At 40.6% G+C, this 26,202-nt stretch carries 29 protein-coding genes; 24 read left to right on the forward strand and 5 right to left on the reverse strand.

Going from position 1 to position 26,202, the window contains the following annotated elements:
- Window positions 1-58 precede the first annotated feature (58 nt).
- Window positions 59-418 (reverse strand): YugN family protein, encoded by a 360-nt coding sequence (locus NFS43_RS01690; RefSeq protein WP_251549035.1) that lies wholly within the window; start codon window positions 416-418, stop codon window positions 59-61.
- Window positions 419-763: 345 nt separating this feature from the next.
- Here NFS43_RS01690 and NFS43_RS01695 point away from each other — a divergent pair, with 345 nt between their 5' ends.
- Window positions 764-1,816, forward strand: coding sequence for a CAP domain-containing protein (locus NFS43_RS01695; RefSeq protein WP_251549036.1), 1,053 nt, complete (start codon window positions 764-766; stop codon window positions 1,814-1,816).
- 55 nt (window positions 1,817-1,871) lie between these two features.
- Here the strand turns inward: NFS43_RS01695 and NFS43_RS01700 are convergent, their stop codons facing one another.
- Window positions 1,872-2,354, reverse strand: a complete 483-nt coding sequence (locus tag NFS43_RS01700) for a PaaI family thioesterase (protein ID WP_251549037.1) — start codon at window positions 2,352-2,354, stop codon at window positions 1,872-1,874.
- A gap of 137 nt (window positions 2,355-2,491) precedes the next feature.
- On the opposite strand from NFS43_RS01700, the gene NFS43_RS01705 reads away from it, so the two are divergent.
- The 6 genes from NFS43_RS01705 (at window position 2,492) to coaD (ending at window position 5,690) form a co-directional block, all read left to right on the forward strand.
- On the forward strand, window positions 2,492-2,905 hold the full coding sequence (locus NFS43_RS01705; protein WP_251549038.1) for a YlbD family protein: 414 nt from the start codon (window positions 2,492-2,494) through the stop codon (window positions 2,903-2,905).
- A gap of 17 nt (window positions 2,906-2,922) precedes the next feature.
- Complete coding sequence (locus NFS43_RS01710) at window positions 2,923-3,168, forward strand: YlbE-like family protein (RefSeq protein ID WP_251549039.1); 246 nt, start codon at window positions 2,923-2,925, stop codon at window positions 3,166-3,168.
- 164 nt (window positions 3,169-3,332) lie between these two features.
- Window positions 3,333-3,773, forward strand: coding sequence for a YlbF/YmcA family competence regulator (locus NFS43_RS01715; RefSeq protein WP_251549040.1), 441 nt, complete (start codon window positions 3,333-3,335; stop codon window positions 3,771-3,773).
- A gap of 192 nt (window positions 3,774-3,965) precedes the next feature.
- A complete protein-coding gene (locus tag NFS43_RS01720) occupies window positions 3,966-4,241 on the forward strand; it encodes a YlbG family protein (protein WP_251549041.1) in 276 nt (91 codons plus the stop codon).
- A 378-nt stretch (window positions 4,242-4,619) separates the two neighbouring features.
- The gene (rsmD, locus tag NFS43_RS01725; RefSeq protein WP_251549042.1) at window positions 4,620-5,180 is read left to right on the forward strand and encodes a 16S rRNA (guanine(966)-N(2))-methyltransferase RsmD; all 561 of its coding nucleotides are present in this window, start codon (window positions 4,620-4,622) and stop codon (window positions 5,178-5,180) included.
- Between the two features lie 12 nt (window positions 5,181-5,192).
- Window positions 5,193-5,690 (forward strand): pantetheine-phosphate adenylyltransferase, encoded by a 498-nt coding sequence (gene coaD, locus NFS43_RS01730; protein WP_251549043.1) that lies wholly within the window; start codon window positions 5,193-5,195, stop codon window positions 5,688-5,690.
- Between the two features lie 9 nt (window positions 5,691-5,699).
- On the opposite strand, the gene ylbJ is transcribed toward coaD, so the two are convergent.
- Window positions 5,700-6,917, reverse strand: a complete 1,218-nt coding sequence (ylbJ, locus tag NFS43_RS01735) for a sporulation integral membrane protein YlbJ (RefSeq protein ID WP_251549044.1) — start codon at window positions 6,915-6,917, stop codon at window positions 5,700-5,702.
- A gap of 189 nt (window positions 6,918-7,106) precedes the next feature.
- Between ylbJ and NFS43_RS01740 the strand changes: the two genes are divergently transcribed.
- Both NFS43_RS01740 and NFS43_RS01745 read left to right on the forward strand, forming a co-directional pair.
- Window positions 7,107-7,886: a patatin-like phospholipase family protein gene (locus NFS43_RS01740; protein ID WP_251549045.1), complete on the forward strand. Its 780-nt coding sequence runs from the start codon at window positions 7,107-7,109 to the stop codon at window positions 7,884-7,886.
- 8 nt (window positions 7,887-7,894) lie between these two features.
- The gene (locus tag NFS43_RS01745; protein ID WP_277613889.1) at window positions 7,895-8,923 is read left to right on the forward strand and encodes a SepM family pheromone-processing serine protease; all 1,029 of its coding nucleotides are present in this window, start codon (window positions 7,895-7,897) and stop codon (window positions 8,921-8,923) included.
- Between the two features lie 11 nt (window positions 8,924-8,934).
- On the opposite strand, the gene NFS43_RS01750 is transcribed toward NFS43_RS01745, so the two are convergent.
- A complete protein-coding gene (locus tag NFS43_RS01750; protein WP_251549046.1) occupies window positions 8,935-10,158 on the reverse strand; it encodes a nucleotidyltransferase in 1,224 nt (407 codons plus the stop codon).
- Between the two features lie 237 nt (window positions 10,159-10,395).
- On the opposite strand from NFS43_RS01750, the gene NFS43_RS01755 reads away from it, so the two are divergent.
- The 4 genes from NFS43_RS01755 (at window position 10,396) to NFS43_RS01770 (ending at window position 12,777) form a co-directional block, all read left to right on the forward strand.
- Window positions 10,396-10,923, forward strand: a complete 528-nt coding sequence (locus NFS43_RS01755) for a YceD family protein (protein WP_251549047.1) — start codon at window positions 10,396-10,398, stop codon at window positions 10,921-10,923.
- Between the two features lie 44 nt (window positions 10,924-10,967).
- A complete protein-coding gene (gene rpmF, locus NFS43_RS01760; protein ID WP_042456138.1) occupies window positions 10,968-11,141 on the forward strand; it encodes a 50S ribosomal protein L32 in 174 nt (57 codons plus the stop codon).
- 98 nt (window positions 11,142-11,239) lie between these two features.
- The gene (locus NFS43_RS01765; protein WP_251549048.1) at window positions 11,240-11,998 is read left to right on the forward strand and encodes an enoyl-CoA hydratase/isomerase family protein; all 759 of its coding nucleotides are present in this window, start codon (window positions 11,240-11,242) and stop codon (window positions 11,996-11,998) included.
- Window positions 11,999-12,144: 146 nt separating this feature from the next.
- Window positions 12,145-12,777, forward strand: a complete 633-nt coding sequence (locus tag NFS43_RS01770) for an RsfA family transcriptional regulator (protein WP_251549049.1) — start codon at window positions 12,145-12,147, stop codon at window positions 12,775-12,777.
- A gap of 118 nt (window positions 12,778-12,895) precedes the next feature.
- Here NFS43_RS01770 and NFS43_RS01775 read toward each other — a convergent pair whose 3' ends face one another.
- Window positions 12,896-13,372 (reverse strand): N-acetyltransferase, encoded by a 477-nt coding sequence (locus NFS43_RS01775; RefSeq protein ID WP_251549050.1) that lies wholly within the window; start codon window positions 13,370-13,372, stop codon window positions 12,896-12,898.
- Between the two features lie 234 nt (window positions 13,373-13,606).
- On the opposite strand from NFS43_RS01775, the gene NFS43_RS01780 reads away from it, so the two are divergent.
- The 11 genes from NFS43_RS01780 to NFS43_RS01830 all read left to right on the forward strand — a co-directional run bounded on the left by NFS43_RS01780 (window position 13,607) and on the right by NFS43_RS01830 (window position 26,197).
- Window positions 13,607-14,944 (forward strand): acetyl-CoA carboxylase biotin carboxylase subunit, encoded by a 1,338-nt coding sequence (locus NFS43_RS01780; RefSeq protein WP_251549051.1) that lies wholly within the window; start codon window positions 13,607-13,609, stop codon window positions 14,942-14,944.
- A 13-nt stretch (window positions 14,945-14,957) separates the two neighbouring features.
- The gene (locus tag NFS43_RS01785; protein WP_251549052.1) at window positions 14,958-15,170 is read left to right on the forward strand and encodes an acetyl-CoA carboxylase biotin carboxyl carrier protein subunit; all 213 of its coding nucleotides are present in this window, start codon (window positions 14,958-14,960) and stop codon (window positions 15,168-15,170) included.
- 22 nt (window positions 15,171-15,192) lie between these two features.
- Window positions 15,193-16,734 (forward strand): acyl-CoA carboxylase subunit beta, encoded by a 1,542-nt coding sequence (locus tag NFS43_RS01790; protein WP_251549053.1) that lies wholly within the window; start codon window positions 15,193-15,195, stop codon window positions 16,732-16,734.
- A gap of 162 nt (window positions 16,735-16,896) precedes the next feature.
- The gene (locus NFS43_RS01795) at window positions 16,897-17,799 is read left to right on the forward strand and encodes a 2-dehydropantoate 2-reductase (RefSeq protein ID WP_251549054.1); all 903 of its coding nucleotides are present in this window, start codon (window positions 16,897-16,899) and stop codon (window positions 17,797-17,799) included.
- On the forward strand, window positions 17,799-18,188 hold the full coding sequence (locus tag NFS43_RS01800; protein WP_251549055.1) for a DUF3397 domain-containing protein: 390 nt from the start codon (window positions 17,799-17,801) through the stop codon (window positions 18,186-18,188). The genes NFS43_RS01795 and NFS43_RS01800 overlap by 1 nt, the downstream gene beginning before the upstream one ends.
- 89 nt (window positions 18,189-18,277) lie before the next feature.
- Window positions 18,278-19,912 carry a bacillithiol biosynthesis cysteine-adding enzyme BshC gene (bshC, locus tag NFS43_RS01805; protein ID WP_251549056.1) on the forward strand — a complete coding sequence of 545 codons (1,635 nt, stop codon included), beginning with the start codon at window positions 18,278-18,280 and terminating at the stop codon, window positions 19,910-19,912.
- A gap of 142 nt (window positions 19,913-20,054) precedes the next feature.
- Window positions 20,055-20,486 (forward strand): division/cell wall cluster transcriptional repressor MraZ, encoded by a 432-nt coding sequence (gene mraZ, locus NFS43_RS01810; protein ID WP_251549240.1) that lies wholly within the window; start codon window positions 20,055-20,057, stop codon window positions 20,484-20,486.
- An 83-nt stretch (window positions 20,487-20,569) separates the two neighbouring features.
- Window positions 20,570-21,502: a 16S rRNA (cytosine(1402)-N(4))-methyltransferase RsmH gene (rsmH, locus tag NFS43_RS01815; protein WP_251549057.1), complete on the forward strand. Its 933-nt coding sequence runs from the start codon at window positions 20,570-20,572 to the stop codon at window positions 21,500-21,502.
- Window positions 21,503-21,575: 73 nt separating this feature from the next.
- Complete coding sequence (ftsL, locus tag NFS43_RS01820) at window positions 21,576-21,932, forward strand: cell division protein FtsL (protein WP_251549058.1); 357 nt, start codon at window positions 21,576-21,578, stop codon at window positions 21,930-21,932.
- Complete coding sequence (locus NFS43_RS01825) at window positions 21,929-24,160, forward strand: penicillin-binding protein (protein WP_251549059.1); 2,232 nt, start codon at window positions 21,929-21,931, stop codon at window positions 24,158-24,160. The genes ftsL and NFS43_RS01825 overlap by 4 nt, the downstream gene beginning before the upstream one ends.
- 117 nt (window positions 24,161-24,277) lie before the next feature.
- Complete coding sequence (locus tag NFS43_RS01830; RefSeq protein WP_251549060.1) at window positions 24,278-26,197, forward strand: stage V sporulation protein D; 1,920 nt, start codon at window positions 24,278-24,280, stop codon at window positions 26,195-26,197.
- The last annotated feature ends 5 nt before the right edge of the window (window positions 26,198-26,202 follow it).

Here is a 26,202-nt window from a genome sequence, read left to right on the forward strand (position 1 = left end):
GCTTAATCGTTTTTCCGGTACAAAAAGACGCATGAAAAAAGTTCATGCGTCTTATCCATTATACAGCTAGCTGACTTAGGTCATTTTTTACGTCTTCAATAATTTTTTTACATTGGCTGACAAGTGAATTAGGGAAGTTTTCTCCTTCACCATACTCCACACCATGCGGGTAATAATGTTTTCCTAATAGCGGTGTCATTAATTGAATCGTTGCTTTGAAGGTATCTACATCTCCTTCAACTGCATATCCTTGAATGCGCAGGTAAAAAACCCCTTCTCTTAATTCAAACTTACGATCATATGTAACGCGTTCATAATCCCACTGACCTGCACGAACTAAACCATGATTGTCCATTATATCATCCAATCGGTTAAGGTCGATTTTTAGGTTTTCAATTCCAGTGTTTTCGAATTTCATTATAATTTCCCTCCTAAAACAAGCCATACCCCTGTGTTTTAATTAGTTTAACAGTATGTTCTGATTCATTTTAATAATAGATGAAAATGAATCAACTTGCAATGAGGATACCCCGAATAAATCACAGTTGTTAATTATTTTCAGAAAAGAGGCAATAGCAATAAGAATGGCGGTTTGAAATACTATTGCGAAAGCAGGATATTTTGAATCAGTTTCCTTTAGTACATTTATCTTAATCGTTATTACTTATTGGGTTTTAAATGATATAATTATTCTAATATGTAATATAATGATAGTATGAGAAATAGAAAGGGTGGCAGGTCTCTGAAAGCATTATTTAGAATATTGATACTTGCAGCTGTTATTTTATCGATCTGGTTTTACACAGGCATCATGGACAATGATCAGGATAAGGTACTTATAAAAGAAGACCATCTTGAAGAAATGGATCAATCAACACTTAATCATCCTGAAAATAATTCTTCTGGCAAGCCTGCTTCCGAACGCCCTGAACAAGGATTGTCTTTATTAATTGGAAAAGATTTATCAGAGGTTGAAAAAGAGTTAGGTGCCCCTCAGCGGATTGATGAGACGCTGTATGGGTATCAATGGCATATTTATAACTTAGACAATAAACGATACTTGCAAGTGGGCGTAGCTAATAATAAAGTCGTCACCGTGTATGCTGTTGGGGAAAGTTTAGATGTGGCGCCTTTTGAAATCGGACAGTCCGTGGAAGAAATTTTTAACACTCAATACATTGATACGAATTTAAATATAGAGTTAAATGGAAATACTTATCGATTTGAACTGAATGATACGGACCTGAATATGCGGCCTATTGTTCAATTAGGCGACGTTTACGTGCAGCTTTACATCGATAAATTTGCAGGCAGTCTTTCAAGTGTGCGTTTTTTAGATGCTGAGACATTAATCAAGCAGCGCCCGTATGAACTTGTGTACAGTGGTGATTTAATTGAAGCCCAAGCACCGAGTGAAGAGCAGTGGAATGCCATTGAAAAAGGAGCCGAACAAGAAATTTTTGATATAACGAATGTCCTGCGCGACCGGTACAATATTAAGCCGGTTGAATGGGATGAAACCACAGCAGCGGTTGCTTATGGCCATAGTAAGGATATGGCTGAAAATAATGATTTCTCCCATACTTCCAAAAAATTTGGGAGCCTGACAGACAGGCTGAATAAGGAGAAAGTAGCCTTTCGAGCTGCTGGGGAAAATATCGCAGCTAATTATACGGATGGACCAGCCTCCATAGAAGGCTGGCTAAACAGCAAGGGCCACAGGGATACTCTGCTAAACAAGGATTATACTCACCTGGGGGTCGGAGTCTTTCAAAAATATTACACACAAAACTTTATTCAAAAAGAAGAAGAATAGAGTGGCTGTCTCATCAGGTTTTCTAATGGGACAGCCGCTTTTTCTGTATGGCATATTATTTATTTACAATAAAGAAAGTGCCTGTAGCATGGGCAATTTTTTTCCCGTCACTGCGATAGGCTTCTCCCTCAACTACTATCGTTTTCGTTCCCCTATGGATGATTTTAGCTCGGCCATTTAGAAATTCCCCGCTGCCAGGAGCAATGTAATGAATATTGAGTTGATTGGTTACAGCACCATATCCTTCAGGAAGCTGATAATTGGCCAACGAACCCATTACGGTATCAAGCAATGTGGCTGTAATTCCACCATGAACAATTTTCAAGTTATTGTTAAGGACTGGATTGACTGGTATGTTTATTTCAAAACTGTCCTTATCAATGCGGCTTTCCATATGCAGGAGGTCGGCAATGTAAACATCTCTTTTTTTGCTAATTTTGTTTTGTACACCTTCGAGCAAGAATTTAATAGCCTGTAAATCGGATTCAGATCCATTTTCTAAGCATGTTTCCAGCAGTTGTCGCAATTCATCCTTCATTCAACTAACCTCTTTCAATATACATTTCTAAAACACATCTTACCACTTTCATCCGTTTAATAAAATTGAATCGTTTCACACTTTTATTTTTTTTTCATATTGTAAAAATGGGATCACTATGGGCAGAGGTGAAAAAAATGACGCAAAAAAAATTGCACCCTTCCGTCTTGAAATTTAAAGAGTTTGTGAAAAATAACCCAAAACTTATCCAAGAGGTCAGAAAAGGAAAAACCACTTGGCAGGAATTATACGAGGATTGGTACTTGTTAGGGGAGGATGACAAGCGCTGGGAATCCATAGGGTTGGAAACGCCATTGGAAGAAGCAAAAGAGGGTGAATCGGAAGCGAAGGGCGATTTTATGTCTAATATTCTTGGAATGGTGAAAAAGATGGACCCCAATCAAATGCAGGCCCACCTTGCCAATATAAGTCAGGCGCTGGGTGCAATTCAAGGACTGATTTCGCAATTTCAAGGAACGAATCCTCCTGCTTCTGGGCAGGGAAGCCCGCCAGAGGGGCCCAAACATCCATTTACTTTTAGACAAGATTAAGACAGGTGGCAAGTTGAATGAGAAGAGATATATTGGACTATATTGAACAGCAAAAGGATCTAAAGAAATTTTTGCGGGAGCAGCCCCATTGGTATCGTAAGCTATCAAGGAACCCTTACGATCTGCAGTCGTTCGAGATTGCATCCTTGCATTATTATAAAAAAACAATTCCTGATCAGGTTGAAAAATTCTCAAATGGGGTCGTCATGGCTTCCATGATGTATTCAATGTTTCAGGCAATGAAAAATGGCCCACAACCTTAAAGTTGCGGCCTTTTTTTATTGGACCCTAAAACATTTCTTCATGCCAGATTCGATTAGATACCATGATCAAGGACCACAGGAGATTGGTAATTATCCCCCTTTAAGTAGCAAACTTTCGCTTTCTCCTAATTTTCATGGTAAAATGGCATTGGAGGTGGGCGAATGTGCTTGCTACATTAGAACGAATTCTATTGCTGGAAAATGCAGAGAAAATAGCGAAAATGATACTAGAATCGGATCTTGCTGAACAATATCGATCCTGTTTATATAGATTGCAGAACAATCCTGAGTCTCAAAGGAAAATCAACCAATTCGTAAAGATGAAAGAGCATTATGAAGAGGTTCAAAGATTTGGCAAATATCATCCAGATTATAAACATGTCATGATGAAGATTCGGGAATATAAACGGGAAATGGATTTAGATCCCTATGTTGCTGAGTTCAAATTGGCAGAAAATGACCTGCAGCGTCTTTTGGATGAGGTAAGCATGCTGGTTGGCGGTGCTGTTTCTGAACACATAAAAGTGCCTACTGGCAGCCCATTCTTTGAGACAGGCCATGGCAGCGGCTGTGGAAGCGGCGGAAGCTGCGGGTGCAGTGCATAATAAACAGCCCATGTTTTGGCCGGCGGCCTATGGCTTAAGACGCCGATTTTTGACAGTGAATTCTTTAATACTTTATCTTCTAATAAAAAATCAGCTTATTAAGCTGATTTTTTATTAGAATAAATTGAAAATTATCGATTTGATATGCTATCCTTAATTTTAAATGATGGTAATAGCTGAAGGGGAAAAGGTATGTTTATTCAGAGACAAGGTTTGGTCGTTTGGCTTTACTCATTGAAACAAGCCAAAATGCTGCGGCGCTTTGGAAATGTCCATTATGTTTCAAAAAAGCTGAAATATGTTGTACTATATTGTAACCAGGAAGATATAGAGGGCATTATGGAAAAGTTAAATAACTTTTCATTTGTAAAAAGGGTAGAACCCTCCTATAAGCCATTCCTTAAAATGGAGTATGAGAACTCAACACCCGACAAAGCGAAGGAATATGACTATAAGATGGGGATATAAAAAGGCGGGGAAGTTTCCACGCCTTTTTTTAATGCTTAGGGCTGATTTTTGTGATAACAAAAAAAACCCCGCAGAAATTTTCTGCAGGGTCCTTCCAAATCCTCATAAAGGATAGAAGGCAAAGGGAGAGGAGAAACCGGAGGAAGAACTTATGGGGAAACGTAAGTCTTCTCCGCGGTTGGCAACAACATCCTCGAATTGATGTTGTTACTTACATTATTTCCATTACCCGAAAGCTTATACGTATTTTTAAAAATTTGCCCATCATAATATTTCAAACCCAAATAGCAAAAGTACAGCAGTATATTTGTCACTTTTTGAGAACTTATGGTAGGATGGATAAAGTAATTAATACATAAAAAATGTGGTGATATTGTCGTGCGTGTGGTAGCAGGCAGTTGTAAAGGAAGACCCCTGAAGGCAGTACCGGGAAATACAACAAGGCCAACGACGGATAAAGTAAAAGAAGCAATCTTTAATATGATTGGACCGTATTTTGATGGCGGAACAGGATTAGACCTGTTTGCTGGGAGTGCGGGGTTAGGAATAGAAGCCCTAAGCCGTGGTTTAGATCAGGTGATATTTATCGACCGTGATGCAAAAGCTATTTCTATCATCCATGAAAATATAAAAAATTGCCGATTTGAAGAAAAATCTGAAGTATTTCGAAATGATGCGGATCGGGCCATTAAAGCATTAATCAAACGGGGAATACAGTTTGACTATGTTTTTCTAGACCCGCCTTATAAAAGGCAGCAGCTGTTTCAGTTAATGGAAAAGATGTCTGAATCAAGTTTAGTAAAGCCGAATGGGATTATTGTTTGTGAGCACAGTACAGATGTGGGGCTGCCCCAAACGGTTGGATCCTTTATACAAAAAAAATATGAGCAATATGGAATTACAGCAGTAACCATTTTTTTAAACTCTATCGGGGAATAAGGGGGAATTAGTTTGGCTAGTATAGCCGTATGCCCAGGCAGTTTTGATCCAATTACATATGGCCATCTCGATATTATCCGCAGAGGGTCCAAAGTTTTTGAAAAGGTATATGTAGTATTATTAAATAATTCAGCAAAAAATCCATTGTTTACGGTAGAAGAAAGAATTCAATTAATTGAAGAAGTGACGAAAGATATACCAAACGTTTCGGTAGATACCTATTCCGGCTTACTTGTTGAATATGCCAAAAGCGTAAAGGCAACAGCTATTCTTCGGGGGCTGAGAGCGGTTTCGGACTTTGAGTATGAGATGCAGATTACTTCCATGAATCGATTTCTCGATAACGATATCGAGACGTTTTTTATGATGACCAATAATCAATATTCCTTCTTGAGCTCAAGCATTGTCAAAGAAGCAGCAAAGTACAATGGAAGGATCACAGAGCTTGTGCCTCCAATTGTTGAAAGAGAGCTGCGAAAGAAGTTTCAAGGAGATATGAAAAAAAGCTAGGTTTTTTGCCTAGCTTTTTTTCATATTTTGATTTTTGATTTGCAAATACAAGAAGAGAACATAAAAACAAAGCGATATAATGGTGATTAAGGGGCCTGTTTCCACCAGACGCTGATAAATGCCCTGTGAAGGCTCCCCGTTCCCCAATACCGGAAGTCCATGGGAGGATTGCTCATGACCATTTAGCTTGATGTACACAGGATTCCAAAAAATAACCGTAAATATGCCGGCAAAGATACCTTGCATAATTCTTGCAATGAAGAAAGGTTTAAAGCGGATATCTGTTTGGGCAAGGATGCTTCCCACTTGCGCTTGCACGCTAAAACCGCCAAACCCTAAAATAAAGCTTGTCAGAATGGCTTGTTGAAGTAAAGTGGCATCTTGCACTTCGCTGGTCAATTTGCTCCCCAGCGTGATTTCAAATAATCCTGAAATAAATGGAATGCTTAGACTATCAGGGAAGGATAGGAAACTGAACAAAACCTCCACGATTTTTGCCAACGCTGCGGTTATATGGAGATGGTAGAGTAATTGGTTGATCACAGAGAATAGTATAATGAATCCGCCAACCATTAACAAAGTTTGAAAAGAGGATTGTACAGCATCGCCAAGGAGTTTTCCAATTGGCCTATTATCTTTGATTCTTGTTTGGTGAAGGGCTGAAAAGGCTGCACGGATATTTAGCCGATTCCCTTTCCTTTCGTCTGGAGTCTCTTTTCCATAAAATCGCATGATCACACCGACAGCGATATTCCCCAAATAGTGTGCCAAAGCCAAAAGCATTCCCAGCTTTGGGTTATGAAAGAAACCAACTGAAACAGCCCCAAAAATAAATAATGGATTGGAGGAATTTGTAAAGGAAACCAACCGTTCTGCTTCAATTTGGCTCAATTGACCTTCCTGGCGTAGTCGGGCTGAAAATTTTGCCCCTGCAGGGTTTCCAGAAGACCAGCCCATCGCCAAAACGAAACCGCCGACACCAGGCACTTTAAAAATCGGTCTCATCAACGGTTCCAATATAACCCCGATAAATTTCACAACCCCAAACCCGATTAAAAGTTCGGAAACAATAAAAAAGGGCAGCAAAGACGGGAATACGATTTCCCACCACATCTTGAGGCCGCGGATAGAAGCATTTAAAGCTTCTTGAGGATATACAATAAGTGAAATAGCCATGAATGTTATGGCGGCAGCAAGAAAAATAGTTTTTAGTTTTGACCGAAACAATCTGGAGGCCTCCTTTGTAGAGGGTAATCTGTCCAATACGTTATAATGAGTGTTAAAATAGCGATAGTTCCCTTCCAAGATGCCTTGTCCTCATATAACATAAATATACTCATAGGACGTTGTTTTAGACCATAAGAATGAACCAAGTTGATTCAAGGTAAAATCTAATTGTTCAGGAGGTATACAAAGATGGAGCAGCCTAAAATTGGCTTGGCTCTTGGTTCCGGCGGTGCGCGTGGGTTTGCTCATTTGGGTGTGATCAAGGTGTTGAAGGATGAAGGCATTCCCATTGACTTAATTGCAGGCAGCAGTATGGGCGCGTTAGTAGCCAGTTTTTACGGGGCAGGGATTGACCTCGAGCGATTATATAAATTTTCAATAGCTTTTAAACGGAAGTATTTCTTGGATTTTACGGTTCCCAAAATGGGGTTTATTGCTGGAAAAAAACTGAAGGATTTTATTAAAATGTTTACACATGGGAAAAACATTGAAGATTTGATAATCCCGATAGGAATTGTGGCAACCGATTTAATGTCAGGGGAAAAAGTAGTTTTTAGGCAGGGGCCGGTGGCTGAGGCTGTAAGGGCTAGTGTCTCGATCCCGGGAATATTTGTCCCAGAGAAATACCAAGGGCGGATTTTAGTGGACGGCGGGGTTTCCGACCGTGTTCCCATTTCCGTTGCCAAGGAGATGGGGGCAGATATTGTGATAGCAGTAGATGTATCACGCGTAAATCGGAACGCTGAAATATCTTCCATTTATGATGTGATTATGCAAAGCATTGACATTATGCAAACGGAAGTTATTTATTATCGAAAAATGAAGGCTGATATCATGATCCACCCTCCAGTAGAAGACTTCAGTTCCAAAGCCTTCACAAACATAGAAGAAATGATTAAAATCGGTGAGGAAGAGGCAAAAAAGCATTTAGGCCAAATTAACCAAGCAATTAAACAATGGAAGCGGTGACGATAAGCTTGCGCAAAAAAATGTATCTCACAGCCTTCTTCTTTATTGCACTAATTTTAATAGGCGGTATGTATTTTTCTTTGCCATATTATGTTTCAAAACCTGGCATGGCTAAAGAATTGGCTCCCATTATTAAGGTGGAAGATGGCAATAAAGAAAAAGGGAATTTTATGCTGACGACAGTACGGATGGGAAGGGCTAACATTTACTCGTATTTAGAAGCCAAAATAAGAGACTATCAGGAAATTTACCCTGAAGAGGAAATTTTAAATCCAAAGGAAACAGAAGAAGAATATAATCTAAGACAATTGCACTTAATGGATGCTTCTAAACTGAATGCGATTGAAACGGCCTATCATAAAGCTGGGCTAGAAGTAAATTATAACTATAAAGGAATTTATGTGATGCAGGTCATTCCTGATATGCCGGCAGCTGGTAAGCTTCAAGCAGGAGACCGAATTTTCCAAGTGGATGGCAAAAGCTTTTCATCCTCGAAGGAATTTATCGATTATGTTGGAAAAAAACAAGCAGGGGATCGAGTAAAGGTAACATTTTTAAGAGGCAAAAAGGAAAAAACAGCTGAATTATCTCTCGAGCCTTTTAAGGATGATCCTAACCGTGTCGGAATCGGCATCTCATTGGTTGACGATAAAGAAATCGATGTGGAACCGGAAGTAAAAGTCAATACGGAGGAAATTGGCGGACCATCTGCGGGGCTGATGTTTACCTTGGAAATATACAATCAGTTAACAAGCGAGGACTATACAAAAGGTTATCAAATAGCGGGAACAGGAACAATCGATGCCGATGGCACGGTGGGTCCAATTGGCGGGATTGAACAAAAAATTGTGGCTGCTGATAAGGCGGGCGCAGAAATCTTTTTTGCCCCAAATGAAAAAGGAGCAAAGGATTCAAACTATAGGGCTGCCGTAAAAACAGCCCAAGACATTAAAACAAAAATGAAAATAGTTCCAGTCGATACTTTTGATGATGCCATTGCGTATTTGGAAAAAATGCCTGATAAAAAAGAAAGCTGATACAAGACGTATCAGCTTTCCTTTTCGATTAATATGGGAGGATGGTCAAATTCCTGTTTTAGCAGTTCAGATTTTTTACGGGCAGAAGCGCCAAGTGCATAAATCCGCGCAGATCTGATATCGAGTTCGATTTCCAGGCCAGTAAAGGAGGAAAGCTTTGAAACAATCGGGAGCTGGAAATGCTTTTTCTGCTTGTTCAAATAGTCCCTTCCGGCTGGTGTCATACCCAGAAGCCGCAGGTAGGATGCTTTTTCCGGCAGGTCCCATATCTCTGTTTTCTTTGTATTGGTTAATATATGGACACATAAGCGCTGCAGCCTTGTCCACGTATACCGCTTGGTTTTAATCTTCTGCATAAATTCCTGGAAACTATCAGAAACTAGTGCGGCAGCCTTTAAACGATTTTCAAGGCCTTCTTCTGCTTCATAAATTTCTCTTAATTCCAACTGGCCAGAATGGACTAATTGATATTGAAGATAAGGCCAGTACGTTTCCCAGTGATGAAATTGTCCATAAATGGATTTATATTCATCGAGAAGCTGTAAGCTGGCCTCAGGGATATATGGTTTTATGCTGGCACTTTCGGAGCGGTTTTCGAAAATCGCTTTTCTGATACTAGTGGCACTTGCAATGGTGGAGGAAGAAAATTCAATATCATGGTATCCAGCATTTTTTCTTGTAATGGTCAGCGGTTTTATTTGGCTGTTTTGATCGATAATCGCTTTTATATAATGAAATCCAAGAATATTATTTGGCTTTGATAGATCTATATAAGACGCTGAATTCGCTAATTGTTGAAAAGATAAGGAGGCTGCTTTCGGATAACTGACCCCAGTATGGATTGTCCTTCTTATATGATGGTCAAAGATTGATTGGTGGTCATGTAAATAATCTATTGTTTGATAAAAGCTGGAAAGGTCCCCGCTTTCGCTGCCAAAACATAGAGATTCACAGCCAAGTGCATCTAACAGGGAAACAGCTCCGCTTGCAAAGGTCTCTGCTTTTTGTACAGCGAAACGATAAGGAAGTTCAAATACCAGATCGGCACCATTCAGCAAGGCCATTTTAGCTCGATACCATTTTGAAACTAATGCAGGCTCCCCTCTTTGCAAGAAATTCCCACTCATGACAGCGATCACAATCTCAGCATTTGCGGCTTGTCTGGAGGCCTGCAAATGGTATGCGTGTCCGTTATGAAATGGATTATATTCGACAATAATGCCAACTGCCTTCATGTAACTTCTCCTTTTGCCTTTTCCAATTTTATTAACATTATACCAAATTTTATTGTTATCCAATCATAAATCGGATATGCTTGGAAAGATGTTTGCACGAATCTCTGGCTGGGCAGACTAATGAGGAAATTCCTTTTTTTCCAAGGGAGAAAATCGCCCAAAGTGGTGTAAAGAAAAAACATTGACAAAAATATTTTCGAAGGCTATAATTACCTTTGTTGCCTTGGGGTGATTCATTTGAAATGGACATTAAATCAGTTACAAAAATATCGTAACAAGGAATTTCCGATTGATGAAATGGTGCGGATTGATGACTTAAAAAAAGACGATCCGACCATTAGGGAAGTTTCTCCAATGCATATTACCGGTCGTGGAGATATTGATTCAGCGAAAGTAACCTTTCACTTGAAAATGGAAGGGTATCTTATTCTTCCTTGTTCTCGTACTTTGGTAGATGTGAAATTTCCAATTAATGTCGAAACAACTGAAACATTCCTCCTGCAAGAATCTGTTATTCAATCAGAAGAGGAAACCCATCGAGTAAATGGCGATGTAATTGATTTAACACCAATCATTCGCGAAATTCTATTACTCGAAGTTCCGATGCAAGTCTATAGTGATGATGTTGATTCGGAAGATGCTGCTCCGCAATCCGGCAAGGATTGGGAAGTTATTTCCGAAGATACGAAGTCCGATAAGATTGATCCCAGACTAGCAGGACTTGCCAAGTTTTTTGACGAAAACAAATCTTCTTCCGAATCATAGTCGGAAATTCAAGAAGCTTTATACTCTATAAGGAGGTGTTTGACATGGCTGTACCTTTTAGAAGAACTTCTAAAACTGCAAAAAGAAAGCGTCGTACTCATTTTAAATTAAATGTTCCTGGTATGGTAGAATGCCCAAACTGTGGTGAAATGAAACTAGCTCACCGTGTATGTAAAGCTTGCGGAACATACAAAGGAAAAGAAGTAGTTAACGACTAATTCCAACTTAGACTTAAAAAGCACAAGGAGCCTATATGCCCTTGTGCTTTTGTCGTTTTAGCACTTACATATGCAAATGGCAAGGAGGGAGAAGAGCTTTGTCCTATCAAATAGAAAAACGGGAAAAGGGCTATTTGTTATTTACCATCACCCGAAATGAGAAAAGGAATGCAATTAATTATGAAGTAATGGAAGGGTTATCTGAAGCGATTATCCGCTCAGGTGAACGTGATGTCAAAGCCCTTGTTATTACTGGAGAAGGGAATCAAGCATTTTGTTCAGGAGGAGATTTGTCTATCTTTCATTTATTGCATACGAAAGAGGAAGCATATCCCATGCTGGCAAAAATGGCAAATATACTATATTCTTTAGTCACATTGCCTATTCCGACAATCGCTTTAATGAATGGAACCGCTCTTGGCGGCGGCATGGAACTTGCCTGTGCTTGTGATTTTAGGGTAGCGAAAAAAGGAAGCATGGCAGGATTTGTCCAGGGGCAGCAAGCGATTACGACTGGGTGGGGAGGAGGAGCGCTTCTCGCTGAAAAGCTTCCACATGCAGCGGCGATGAAAATCCTGATGGAGGCCCAGCTGCAAACAGCAGATTACTTTTACGGTTTAGGCTTTTTTGATGCAGTATATGACGAAAACCCGATTGGTGCTTGTGAAAGTTTTTTAGAAAAACTGCTTTTAGCTGATAAAAATGTTCTGGAAGCCTATAAGAGAATCTGGATTCGTAAGTGGGAAGGATCAAATTTGCGAAACAGAATCGAAGCGGAAATTAAGAATTGTGCATCTCTTTGGGAAAGCGAATCCCATCTAAGCTACGTTAAAACTTTTATTCATAAAAAAGATTAATCTAGCCCTCCAGATAATTTTCCCTTTCTGCAGCAGTGCCGATAGTTTTTTGCGAAATAAAGATAAAAACACTTCTGTTGTTTAAGTCTATCTTTTCTAGTAGATGCATATGTATGATAAAAACACTACTAGGAGGGAATGGTATCATGTCTCCAACTCGACAGGATGCTTGGTCTCAAGACGAGGATTTGTTGCTCGCTGAGGTTGTGTTAAGACATATCCGAGAAGGCGGAACCCAGCTACAAGCATTTGAGGATGTAGGCAAACAGCTGTCCCGGACAGCTGCGGCCTGCGGATTTCGCTGGAATTCATTTGTCAGAAAGCAATATAAATCAGGAATTGAGCTAGCAAAAAAACAACGAAAAGAACTAAAAAAACAAGCGGTTTCCACTCCCTTTCAGCAAACTTCTGAAACGGCGGAATCCAAAAGTGAAGAAATATCTGAAACAGCCTATCTAGCAGTCAATGGCATAACATATTCTGAAGTGATTCAATTCTTGGAAGACCTTCAAAAGAAAGCTGAAGAAACGGTGAAGGCGGAAGATGAAAGAAACCGGGCCAATGAAAGAATAAAAGAATTGGAAAAGAAAACGTACTATTTGGCGGCTGAAAATGAAAGACTTACGAAAAATTTAAAGGCCATTGAAGAAGACTACCGTTCACTAATGGAAATCATGGAACGTGCAAGAAAAATGGTCGTATTGCAGGATGAGGACAAACAAAAGAAAGTCAAGTTCCAGATGGACAAAAATGGTAACCTTGAGAGAATAGAAAAATAGCGGCATGTAAATGTAGAAACTGGTAGATTGTACAAAAAAAGCGGGATCATCCGCTTTTTTTCTGTGCTATTTAATAGGGAGCGCCTAGCATGCCATATGCCTGGCGCGCTTTCTGGTTTTATTGATTGTGTTGTGCGGCAACACCTGCGGGATACCAAACTAGCGGATTTTCACCGCGGTCTCGTTCCATGTCGTATTCAACACTGGAAAACCCCATCTTCTCCCAAAATTCACGAGACTGCATTCTTGGGTTTGTTTTAATTGGCAAGCCAAAACTTTTAGCAAATTCAACTAACTGTCTGCCATATCCCTTGCCTTGATATTCTGGCAACACTTCAAGCTTCCATAATTCCAAATAATTCTGCGGTGGATAAAAATACCTGTCAAATTTCGCATCAATTTGATACAAACTCATACGGGCAACCAATTTATCCCCGAAATAAATACCATAAAATGGTGACTCACTGTCATTATCCACAATATTGGCTTCCAGATCTTCCAGCATCGAAAGCTCCTGAAGTCCATATTCTTTAAATTTTTTAAACTCCTCGAGGGTTTTAAAATTAACTTTTAGTTTCTCCACCTTTGTCCCCATTAGCCTGCCTCCTGGAATAAAATAGAATCTGAATATGTTTAAAAAAGTTGAATAACATGGAAGTGAGCAATTTTTAAAAAGTTAAAATTAATGCCAATTTAATTATATAACAAATTTACGAAAAATTCTTCCAATAAACATAGGAAGCGTTTCCGCGATGCAGCAGGAGTTCATCATCACGATGTAGAACCATTATAGTTGGAAGAATGATGCTGGAAGAGAGGGGTATTTGGTGTGCAAAGAATTTTAATTGCCAATCGGGGAGAAATAGCCGTAAGGATTATTCGAACCTGCCGGGAGATGGGAATTGAAACAGTGGCCATTTACTCGGATGCAGATCGGGAAATGCCTTATGTTAAACAGGCAGATAAGGCTGTCTATGTTGGGGAGCCGCCGGTTCAGAAATCCTATTTGCAGGCTGAAAGAATCATCGCGATAGCAAAACAGGAAAAGGCTGATGCAATCCATCCCGGATATGGCTTTTTATCTGAGAATGCCGGCTTTGCCAAACAGGTGATTGATTCAGGTATTACGTTTATCGGACCTAGACCGGAAATCATCGAATTGATGGGAAGTAAAATTGCTTCACGCCAAACAATGGAGGATGCCGGTGTCCCTGTAGTGCCTGGGAGCAATTATGGGTTAAAGTCTTTGGAAGAAGCATGCAGATTGGCTGATGAGATTGGGTACCCGGTTATGCTTAAAGCAAGCGGAGGCGGCGGAGGCATCGGAATGGTGCTTTGCGAAGACGAGCAAGCGCTCGTTAAAGCTTATGCATCGACTAAAGCAAGAGCTCTCACTTATTTTGGATCTGAAGAGGTGTTTGTCGAAAAATACATTGCCGATGCACGTCATATAGAAGTACAAATCTTTGGCGACTGTCAAGGCCATTTCGTTCACTTATTTGAGCGGGATTGCTCCATACAAAGAAGGAATCAAAAGGTAATCGAAGAATCCCCTTCACCATTTCTTTCTCAACAGGTGAAGCAAAGAATATTTGAGACAGCCTTAACTGCAGCGAAAGCAGTGTCGTACACGAATGCCGGGACGATTGAGTTCATCGTCGATGAACAAGAAAATTTTTATTTTCTGGAGATGAACACCAGGCTTCAGGTTGAACACCCAGTGACAGAAATGGTAACAGGGCTGGATTTGGTGAAATGGCAAATCCTCGTTGCAAAGGGGCAGCCGCTGCCGCTGCTTCAGCCGGAAATCAGGGCATTTGGGCATGCAGTGGAGTTTCGGCTTTATGCGGAAGACCCTGTGCGATTCCTTCCTTCTCCTGGAAAAATCACTCGGCTAAACTGGCCCGCACAAGATGGGATGCGGATAGATTATGGTTATGAAGAAGGTGGGTCAGTTACTCCTTATTATGATCCGATGATTGCCAAATGCATTTTTTATGGAGAAACACGGAAAGAAGCACTGGATCAAGCAAGCAGCTTTTTTAAAAATCTTCAAATTGAGGGTATTAAGACCAACAGCCCGCTGTTTGAATCCATCCTTTCTAACAGTGACTTTCAAAAAGGGAAGTATACAACCAACTTTCTCGCTAAAAAATTTGTGAAGTAGGAGTGAAGGAAACATGAAAGAAATTACCGCTACTATGGCAGGCACCGTTTTAAATATTTTTGCTGCAGTGGGTGAACAAATTACTCCTGGGCAAGAAGTGGTCATGCTTGAGTCCATGAAAATGGAAATACCAATTGAGAGTGAAACCGAAGGAACAGTGAAGGAATTGAGGGTGAACATAGGAGATTTTGTTAACGAAGGCGATATCTTGATTGTGTTAGTTTAATAATTTTAAAGGAGGAGCGCTCTTGACTGCGGATAAGAAGTTTCCTGACCCATTAAATCAATATAGAAAAAAAATTGAAGCAGGCGGCCATCCGAAATACCATGAAAAAGCGAAGGAACAAAATAAGCTATTTGTCCGTGAGCGGCTCGCCTTATTGTTTGATGATGGAAAATATGAGGAGGACGGCAAATTTGCCAATTTTTCCGCCGGGGACCTTCCTGCGGACGGTGTTGTAACCGCTATAGGGAAGGTAAATGGCCAGACAGTTTGTGCAATGGCAAACGATTCGACAATAAAAGCTGGCTCTTGGGGAGCAAAAACGGTTGAAAAAATTATTCGCATCCAAGAAACGGCTGAAAAATTGAAGGTGCCGCTGTTTTATCTGGTAGATTCGGCAGGAGCCAGAATCACTGACCAGTTAGAAATGTTCCCCAACAGGCGCGGGGCTGGAAAAATATTCTATAACCAGGTCAAGCTTTCCGGGATGATTCCTCAGGTTTGTCTGCTGTTCGGTCCATCAGCAGCTGGTGGTGCATACATACCAGCCTTCTGTGATATTGTGATCATGGTGGACAAGAATGCCTCCATGTATCTAGGTTCGCCCCGTATGGCGGAAAAAGTAATTGGTGAAAAGGTAACCCTTGAGGAGATGGGGGGCGCCCGGATGCACTGTACCGTAAGCGGCTGCGGGGATGTTCTTGTTTTTAATGAACAAGAGGCCCTTGAATCTGCCAAAAAATATATCAGTTATTTTCCTTCTAGTTTTAAAGAAAAGCCTAGAATAATCGCAGGAAAAGCTGCCATAGCCAATCGCAGTCTGGAGGAAATTATACCCGGTAATCAAAATGCGCCATTTGATATGTATGAATGTATAGACAATCTAGCAGATCATAAAAGCTTCTATGAAATCAAAAAACTTTTTGCGCCAGAAATCATTACGGGACTTGCTAGGCTGGATGGGAGGGCAATTGGGATTATTGCCAATCAGCCAAAGGTAAAAGGCGGTGTCCTGTTTGTTGACTCTGCTGATAAGGCTGCGAAATTCATCCAGCTTTGCGATGCTTTTCATATTCCGCTATTGTTCCTGGCAGATGTGCCTGGATTTATGATTGGAACAAAGGTAGAGCGGGCAGGAATTATCCGCCATGGAGCCAAACTGATTGCCGCAATGAGTTCAGCTACAGTGCCAAAGATTTCAGTAATCGTACGAAAGGCATATGGTGCAGGCCTTTATGCCATGGCGGGTCCGGCATTCGAGCCTGACTGCTGTATTGCTCTGCCAACTGCCCAAATTGCCGTTATGGGCCCAGAAGCAGCGGTGAACGCTGTTTATTCAAATAAAATTAATGAAATAACCGATCCTAAGGAAAGAATCGCCTTCATTCAAGCCAGGCAAAAAGAGTACAAAGAACATATCGATATCTATAAGCTGGCCTCCGAATTAATCATTGATGACATTGTTGCTCCTTCGGAATTAAGGGAGGAACTGACCCGCCGTTTTGCCTTTTATGAAACAAAAGAAATGCAATTTAGTGTTCGAAAGCATCCTGTCTATCCGGTATAGCATCCATACACTCCCTTATCGCCTGCCCGATAAGGGAAGTTTTTTTGCCGCTTGGTGTGAAAAATATTAGTAAAGTTACAAGATTCGACTAAAAAATCCTTATAACAGGAACGGATTATTTCTGATAAAATAGGAATAACAAACTAAAAGAAGGGGTTATCAATGAAGATTGGAATTATCGGTGCAGGTTCCATTGGACTATTATTTGCCTCCTATCTTGATCAGGATTTTGATGTAACCCTCTATACGAGAACAAAAGAACAGGCTGCTGAGATTAACCAAAATGGAGTTTGTGTGAAAAATGGCTCTTCTGAAATGGCTGCTCTGCCAAAGGCTAAGGCATTCGCAGAGTGGAACGGCACAGATCATTTAACCATTATTACAGTAAAACAATATCAGCTTCAGCCTATCATTGAAAGAATTGGCAAACTGACGGATGATCCAAGCAATTTATTATTCTTGCAAAATGGAATGGGGCATCTCGAGCTGCTTCAATCGATTCAAGGGCACAATCTTTTTGTAGGAACCGTTGAACATGGGGCATTGAGAGAAAATTTGAATACAGTCCGTCATAATGGAGAAGGAGTAACAAATGCCGCAGTGTTTAGAGGAAGTCCCGAACGTCTTGTGGAATTTTCGTCAAAAGTTCCTGCGAATTTTCCCGTTATACTGCGGGAGAATTATTATGAGATGCTGGTAAATAAATTGATTGTTAACGCCGTTATTAATCCATTAACAGCTGTCCTTTACGTGACAAATGGCATGTTAGTATCAAATCCTTTCTATTTAGAAACGGCCAAGCGCCTTACTGCAGAAGTCTGTTTTATATTAAATATAGAAAATGTAAACGCCCAATTAAAGAGAGTCGCGGGTGTATGTCAAAATACTTTCAATAACCGTTCTTCCATGTTGAAAGACCTTGAGAATGGACGATTAACAGAGGTTGATGCGATTCTTGGGTATTTACTGAGAGTTGCTGCAAGAAATGAGAAGCCAGCACCGCTAGTGGAAGCCCTTTGTTGGATGATTAGGGGAAAAGAGCTGGACGGAGAGGGAGAGAGTTGATGGGCGGCTTCTTTTCAACCTTATTATCTATTCTTTTTGCCATGCCATTTTTGGGATTTTTTCTTGTCCTGGTTATTTTTCAATTGGCTACAAACAATACCCGTAAATCGATTCATAAGGCCTTGGATTACTCCACCATTTTTTTTATTGTGGCTGTTTATTTTTTATTGGAGACGATTTGGGAGCGGTCTTTTGCTTGGCTGATTTTTCTGGTTATGATTGCAACAGCTATGGTTTTGGTCATAATGAATTGGAAGTTTAAGCAGGAAATTGACTTCAAAAGAGTCATGAAGGGTTTCTGGCGCTTTAATTTTATCTTATTTTTTATTGCCTACATCACTTTAACTTTGTACGGTTTAATTTATCGTGCACTCGTATTTGCATTATGATGGAAAATTTGAAGCAAAAATTTTTTTTGAATGGCCAGGAGATGGTATACTCTTAAAAGAATGAATTTGGTCAGAAAGGAAGTACATGAATGGAGATTGTCAATCTCTCGGTTCCGGCAACGAATCGATTTGCTTCGAAATATTTGGAACAGTCAGATGAAATATTGCCTTTTTTTCATTACCGTACGAATGATATAAACGATGACACTAAACGCTTAGCCGAGCTTAAGGGCAGAAAGTTCCCCCGGCAGATGGTTGCAGGTCATATTGAGAAATTTATGGAGGGTCTGCCTTCTTCTTCAGCTGTTCGAAAATCTTTGGATAAACTTAGGGCAGAAAACAGTGTTGTTGTGATTGGGGGACAGCAAGCAGGAATTCTTACTGGTCCGCTATATTCAATACATAAAGTCATTTCTATTATTAAATTGGCGGAACAAAAGGAAAGGCAGCTTGGGGTTCCAGTAGTCCCTGTATTTTGGATAGCCGGGGAAGACCACGATTTTCAGGAAGTAAACCACGTATACGTACCGGTTAATGGGAAAGCAGATAAGTGGACTTATCCCGAAAGGATCCTTCAGAAAAAAATGGTTTCTGATATTCCATTAAATCAGAGCCTTTGTTTGGAGTGGGTTGAGAATCTCATCGGTAATTTTGGAGAAACAAACCATACCATTAATCTAATCGATTTTGCCAAGAAACAGATTGAAAAATCAACAAACTTTGTGGAATTCTTTGCAAATATCATTATGGAATTGTTCAAGGATTTTGGGCTTTTGCTTGTTGATTCCGGTGACAGCCATTTTCGTCAGCTGCAAAAAGAGTATCTTGCTGAACAAATTTTGTCCCACGAACAGATTACTTCCTCATTATTGGAGCAGCAAAAGCAGATTGCCGAAAAAGGTTTTGCTTTAACCATTGATTCCAATGAACGGGCAGCTAATTTATTTTATTATGATCAGGGTAAAGGTGATCGGATTTTATTGGAATATGACCATGAATCACGCCGGTTTGTGGGGAAAAGTGGGAAAGTTTCCTTATCAAGAGACCAAATGCTTGAGCTAGCAAAGGAAAAACCTGAGTTTTTGAGCAATAATGTGGTAACCAGACCCTTAATGCAGGAGTGGTTGTTTCCAACGATTGCGTTTATCGCTGGCCCAGGTGAAATTGCTTATTGGGCGGAATTAAAGCTGGTTTTTGAGCACTTTAAAATCAAATTGCCGCCCATTGTTCCCAGATTGAATATCACGTTTTTAGACCGTGCTGTTGAAACCGACATCAATGAGTTACAGCTAGATTTAGAAGCGGTGCTGCAAAGTGGCACACAAAAGTGGATGGAAGAGTTTCTTGGCACGATAAAGGACATAGAGCTGGATGGCTTGTTCTCAAGTGTAAAAGACCAATTGGCAAGCCAGTATCAGCTGATTGAGGCCAAAACGCTGGAAATCGACAAAGGGCTTTTAGGCTTGTTAAAGAAAAATGAACAATATTTATTAAAAGAAATCGGCTTTATGCAGGCAAAGCTGGAAAACGCTGTTAGGCAAAGGCACGATATTGTTTTGAACAAATTTGCACGGGTTGAACTGGCATTAAGGCCGGATGGAAGCCCTCAAGAAAGAATCTGGAATCTGTTTTATTATTTAAATCAGCATGGATTGAATTTTATAAGCGAACTTATGATACTGCCCTTTGAATTTGATGGGTATCATAAGGTCGTAAAAATCTAAAGGATGACTTAATTGTCGTCCTTTTTTATTTTCTTGCCAGTTTTAAAGAGGATTTTTTTATTTTAAGACGAATAGATAAAAAATAGGTGGTGGAAAGTGGGGGAATGTGGTACATTTTTAATAGAAAGTGGGGGTAGTGGGTATGTTTATGGGTGAATACCATCACAGCATTGATATAAAAGGCCGGATTATTGTGCCCTCCAAATTCCGTGAAGACTTAGGTGACACATTTGTGTTAACGAGGGGTTTGGATCAATGTTTGTTTGGTTACCCATTATCAGAGTGGAAAGAGATTGAACAGAAGTTAAAGGCTTTGCCTCTGACAAAGAAAGATGCCCGTGCCTTTACCCGATTCTTCTTTTCCGGAGCAACTGAGAGTGAGCTTGATAAGCAAGGAAGAGTGAACGTCCCAGCCCCATTGATGCAATATGCAAAGCTGGAAAAAGAATGTGTTGTGCTAGGTGTTTCTAATCGTATCGAAATATGGAGCAAGCAAATTTGGGAAGAATATTTTTCGCAATCTGAGGATTCCTTTGCAGAAATTGCAGAAAATATGATTGGCTTTGATATATAATGGATAAATTATGTTAATATATTTTCTGCGATGCGAAAATTTGCATCCTGATTATCGTTGCGATTGGAAAAGGTGGTAAGTTAATGTTTGAACATACAACAGTGCTATTGGATGAAGCCGTAAATGGATTAAACATAAAACCTGATGGGGTTTATGTGGATTGCACCTTAGGCGGAGCCGGACACAGCTCTCTGATCCTCTCTAAGCTTGGTGCCAAAGGCAGGTTATATGCATTTGACCAGGACGAAACAGCTATAGCACATGCACAAGAGAAATTATCCCAGTACAAAGATCGTTTAATCATCATTAAGAGTAACTTTCAATATCTAACTGAGGAGCTTAACAGCCGAGGCATTACCCAAGTGGATGGAATTCTATATGATCTTGGCGTATCCTCCCCTCAGCTGGACACTCCAGAACGGGGATTTAGCTACCATCATGATGCCCCGTTGGATATGAGAATGGATAAGGATGCTCCCTTATCCGCATATGAGGTTATTAACGAGTGGTCATATGAACAGTTAGTCCGTATCTTTTTTCGGTATGGCGAGGAAAAGTTCTCTAAACAAATTGCCCGGAGAATTGAAACCGTCCGTAAGGAAAGGCCGATTGAAACAACAGCTCAGCTGGTGGATCTTATTAAGGAGGCAATTCCGGCCCCAGCCAGAAGAAAAGGCGGGCATCCTGCAAAACGGATTTTCCAGGCTGTAAGAATTGCTGTAAATGATGAATTGGCCGTGTTTGAAAATTCTTTAAATCAGGCCATTCAATTGTTGAAACCAGGCGGGAGAATTAGTGTTATTACTTTTCACTCCTTAGAGGACAGAATTTGTAAGGCTTCCTTTAAAAGCGCCAGTGAAACTCCAGATCTGCCCCCAGGCCTTCCTATCATCCCGGATGAGTATAAACCAATTTTAAAACTAGTTACCCGGAAACCGATCATTCCTACGGAAGATGAACTGGAGCAAAATAATCGTGCTCGATCTGCAAAGCTGAGAATTGCAGAGAAAATATAAAGGTGAAAAGCGTCTTGCTTGGCGCTTCCGCTAGATACTTTTTATAAGAAATGTACAAGATGGAGGGGAAAGAATGAGTAATCTCGCCAGGGAATTGCAGCAGCAGAAAGTGGCACAAAAGGTTGAAAAGCAGCATCAAATTAAAATTAGAAAATCCTGGCTTACTCCCGGAGAAAAAATAATTGGGTTAGTCTTTGCCGGGCTGGTATGTTTTGGGGGGGTTACCCTTATTTCCGCTCAAGCGAAAATTTATGAAGTCAATAAAGACATACAGAATGTGGAAGCAAAAGTGAAAGAGCAGCAAAAAGTCAATGGTGATTTAGAAGTGCAAGTAAGCGAATTAAGCACCTACGAACGAATTTACCAAAAAGCAAAAGAGATGGGTCTTGTCCTAAACGAAAATAACGTCAAGGTTGTGCAGGAAAAATGAACAAGAAACAGCCCTATATGAATGCAGGAGCAGCCATATTATTTGTGATATTCGGCCTGCTCTTTTTTGTATTACTTGTCAGATATTTTACGATTCAAATTTCAGGAGAAGTCAAAGGCCAGCCGCTGGCGGCAAAAGCAGAACAAAAATATTTACGAAACGATGTCCTGCCGGCTGCCAGAGGTATCATCTATGACAAAAATGGTGAAGTGATTGCCGAAGATACCGCATCTTATAAATTGGTCGCCATTTTGGCCAAGAAAATGACTACGGATCCCAAACATCCAAAGCATGTAACAAATCCAAGCAAAACCGCTGAGAAATTAGCAAAATACATTGATATGGATGAATCGGAGATCTATAGTATTCTATCGAAAAAGGGAAAATTCCAGGTTGAGTTTGGGAAAGCGGGACGGGATATTACCCAAGAGACAAAAACAAAAATCGAGGCGCTGAAACTGCCGGGGATTACGTTTATCCGCGATTCGAAACGCTTTTATCCAAATGGCGTATTCGCTTCCCATGTAGTCGGCTACGCTGACAAAGTGGAGCAAGAAGATGGAACTTATAAAACAATAGGGAAAATGGGAATCGAACAAACGCTGAATGATCAATTAACAGGGAAGGATGGAAAGATTAATTATGAAAGTGATTTTTGGGGATATATCCTTCCTGATGGGAAGGAAAAGATTACTCCGGCACAAAACGGCAATGATGTTTATTTGACAATCGACCAAAAAATTCAAACATTCTTAGAAGATGCCATGACCAAGGTGGAAAAAGAATATAAACCAAAGAAAATTATTGCCATTGTGGCTGATCCGAAAACCGGTGATATATTGGCAATGGGACAGCGGCCATCCTTCGACCCTAAAACAAAGGAAGGTATTGATAAGAGCTGGCATAATGAAGCTATTGAAACCTCCTTTGAACCGGGCTCAACGATGAAAATTTTTACTTTGGCTGCGGCAGTGGAAGAAAATGTTTTTGATCCTAATGAGATTTATCAATCAGGTTCCTATCAAGTGACGGACAAAGATCGGCCGATTCATGACCACAATGGTTCTGGATGGGGTCCGATTACCTTCCTGGAAGGTGTACAGCGCTCATCCAATGTGGCATTTGCTAAAATTGCCAATGAAAAACTTGGATTTGATAGATTTAGAGAGTATTTAACAAAATTTGGTTTTGATAAGCCGACTGGAATAGAATTGCCGAATGAAACTTCTGGGAAAATTCAATATACCTATCCAAGTGAAAAAATTACTACAGCGTATGGGCAAGGAACGGCAATAACAGCTATTCAGCAAATTCAGGCTGCTACGGCAATAGCCAATGACGGTAAAATGGTAAAGCCGCACATCATAGATAAAGTGATCGATCATGATACAAAGGAAACGATACAGGAAACCTCTACAGATGTAGTTGGTACACCTATTTCGGCCCAAACTGCAGCTAAAGTGCGGGATTACTTGGAAACAGTCGTTACCTCTCCCAATGGAACAGGTGGGAGATATAAACTGGATGGCTATAGTGTGGCTGGAAAAACCGGTACGGCAAATATACCAGGACCTGGTGGATATTTAAGTGGAGTCAATAATTATATGTTCTCCTTTTTGGGTATGGCACCTAAGGACGATCCGAAATTAATCGTCTACGTGGCGGTACAGCAGCCTGACCTGAAAGGAGCTGATGCGGGGCAGGGAGCTATACCTGTTTCAGCCATTTTTAACCCGGTCATGCAAAACAGTCTCCACTATTTAAACATTCAGCCTTCTGAGGTCGAGAAAGCAACAGTTAACAAACTGCCTGATTTAACGGGAAAATCTGTTGCTAATGTTGAAAAACAGTTAAAGGATCAAGGGTATGATGTCATCCTGCTTGGTAATGGGGCAAGGATTGCCAGACAGCTCCCTGAGGCTGGAACCACTATTTTAGAAGGGGAAAAAGTGGTGCTGCAGACGGATGGAGATTTGACAGCGCCTGACATGACAGGATGGTCATTGCGGGATGTCATGAAGGTAGCCAATCTTTCAGGTGTGAAACTAAATTCCAAAGGAAAAGGTTATGTGGTTCAGCAAAGCATTTCACCAAAAGAGCTGCTAAAAGAAGGGGATTACTTAATTGTGGAATTAAAAACTCCTGAAGAACAATGGAACGAGCAGCAGACGACCAAGGAAAATGCGGAAAACACATCGGATGAAACAGAAGAAAAAGTACAGGATTAAAATGGGGCTGGCCTATGCCAGTCTCTTTTTTATGTTCCTTATGTCTCTAGTCTCGTTCTAATTATCTAATGTACAAGCATATAAATAAACGATACTGTATGAGGAGGCTAAAGTGCCATGCGTGTTTCAAATGTTACTGTCCGTAAACGGCTACTGATTGCACTATTCGTTGGGATACTGATTTTCCTGATTATCGATGTTCGGCTCGGCTATGTCCAATTTTACCTCGGTGAGATGTTGACAGATCGCGCAAAAGACTCATGGAGCCGAAATATACCTTTTGAACCTGAACGGGGGGAAATTGTGGACCGGAATGGAGTGCCTCTTGCAACAAATGTTAGTGCTCCAACGGTTTGGGTAGTTCCTAGACAAATAAAAGACCCAGCTGCTACTGCTGAAAAGCTGGCGGCCGTTTTGAATATGACAAAAGAAAAGGCCTATCGGGAGATTACCCAGAGCGAGAGTATAGTCAGAATTAAAGAAGGCAGGAAAATCTCCCATGAAAAGGCAAAAGAAATCAGAGCGCTTGATCTTGATGGTGTGTATATTGGTGAGGATTCAAAACGGCATTATCCATTTGGAAGCTATTTATCCCATGTTCTTGGTTTTTCTGGAGTGGACAACCAAGGGTTGATGGGCCTGGAAAAATATTATGATAAAGAGCTAAATGGAGAACGGGGATCGGTTAAGTTTTACGCTAATGCAAAAGGGGAAAGAATGAATAACATGGCTGATGACTACGAACGTCCAGTAAATGGACTGGACCTGAAGTTAACGATTGACAGCAAAATTCAGACAATCGTGGAAAGAGAACTGGATATAGCTGAAGCCAAGTATAATCCGGATGGCATTATTGCCATTGCGATGAATCCGAATAATGGGGAGATCTTGGCAATGTCCAGCCGCCCCACTTTTGATCCTGCTAATTTTCAGAATGTTCCTCAAGAGGTTTATAACCGAAATCTTCCTGTATGGATGACTTATGAGCCGGGTTCGACCTTTAAAATTATTACTCTTGCAGCCGCATTGGAAGAAGGAAAAGTCAATTTGGAGAATGATCATTTCCATGATTCTGGATCCGTTCAAGTAGCGGGAGCCAGGCTGAAATGCTGGAAAAGAGGCGGCCATGGAGACGAAACCTTTTTGGAAGTTGTACAAAATTCTTGCAACCCGGGGTTTGTGGAACTGGGACAGCGTGTCGGAAAAGAAAAGTTATTCCAGTACATTAAAGATTTTGGATTTGGCCAAAAAACAGGGATTGACCTGCAAGGAGAAGGTACAGGCATATTATTTAACCTGAATCGTGTCGGACCTGTTGAATTGGCGACCACGTCCTTTGGCCAAGGGGTTTCCGTTACACCAATCCAGCAAGTTACAGCCGTTTCAGCAGCTGTAAATGGCGGAATATTATATAAACCATATATTGCAAAAGAGTTGGTAGACCCAGTTACAAATGAAGTGGTTATGAGAAATACTCCAGAAGAAAAAAGACGAGTCATATCTGAAGAGACTTCAAAGGAAATCCGTTATGCTCTTGAAAGTGTAGTAGCACAAGGAACTGGGGGTAAGGCGTTTGTGGATTCTTATCGGGTCGGAGGGAAAACAGGTACCGCTCAAAAAGCTCAAGGGGGCAGATATTTAGAAAATAACTACATTGTATCGTTTATCGGATTTGCACCTGCAGATGACCCGCAAATTGTTGTCTATGTGGCTGTTGATAATCCTAAGGGTGTTACCGCGTTTGGGGGTACCGTCAGTGCGCCAATCGTTGGCAATATAATTAAGGATGGTTTAAGTGCAATGGGAGTGGAGCCGAGGAAAGACCAGATTGAAAAAGAAATAAAATGGCCGGAAACAACTCCTATTACATTGCCTGATTTTGTTGGCATGACTAAGCTGGAGCTAAATGAACAAATGTACAATTTACAAATAGATGCCAGTGGAGAAGGAGATACAGTCGTCAGCCAGTCCCCTGCTCCCGGCACCAAGGTGAAGGAAGGGTCAAAGATCCGGCTTTATTTTGGAAAAGGCGAATAGATCGT

This window comes from Neobacillus muris (genome assembly GCF_943193175.1).
Lineage (GTDB): Bacteria > Bacillota > Bacilli > Bacillales > Cytobacillaceae > Neobacillus > Neobacillus muris.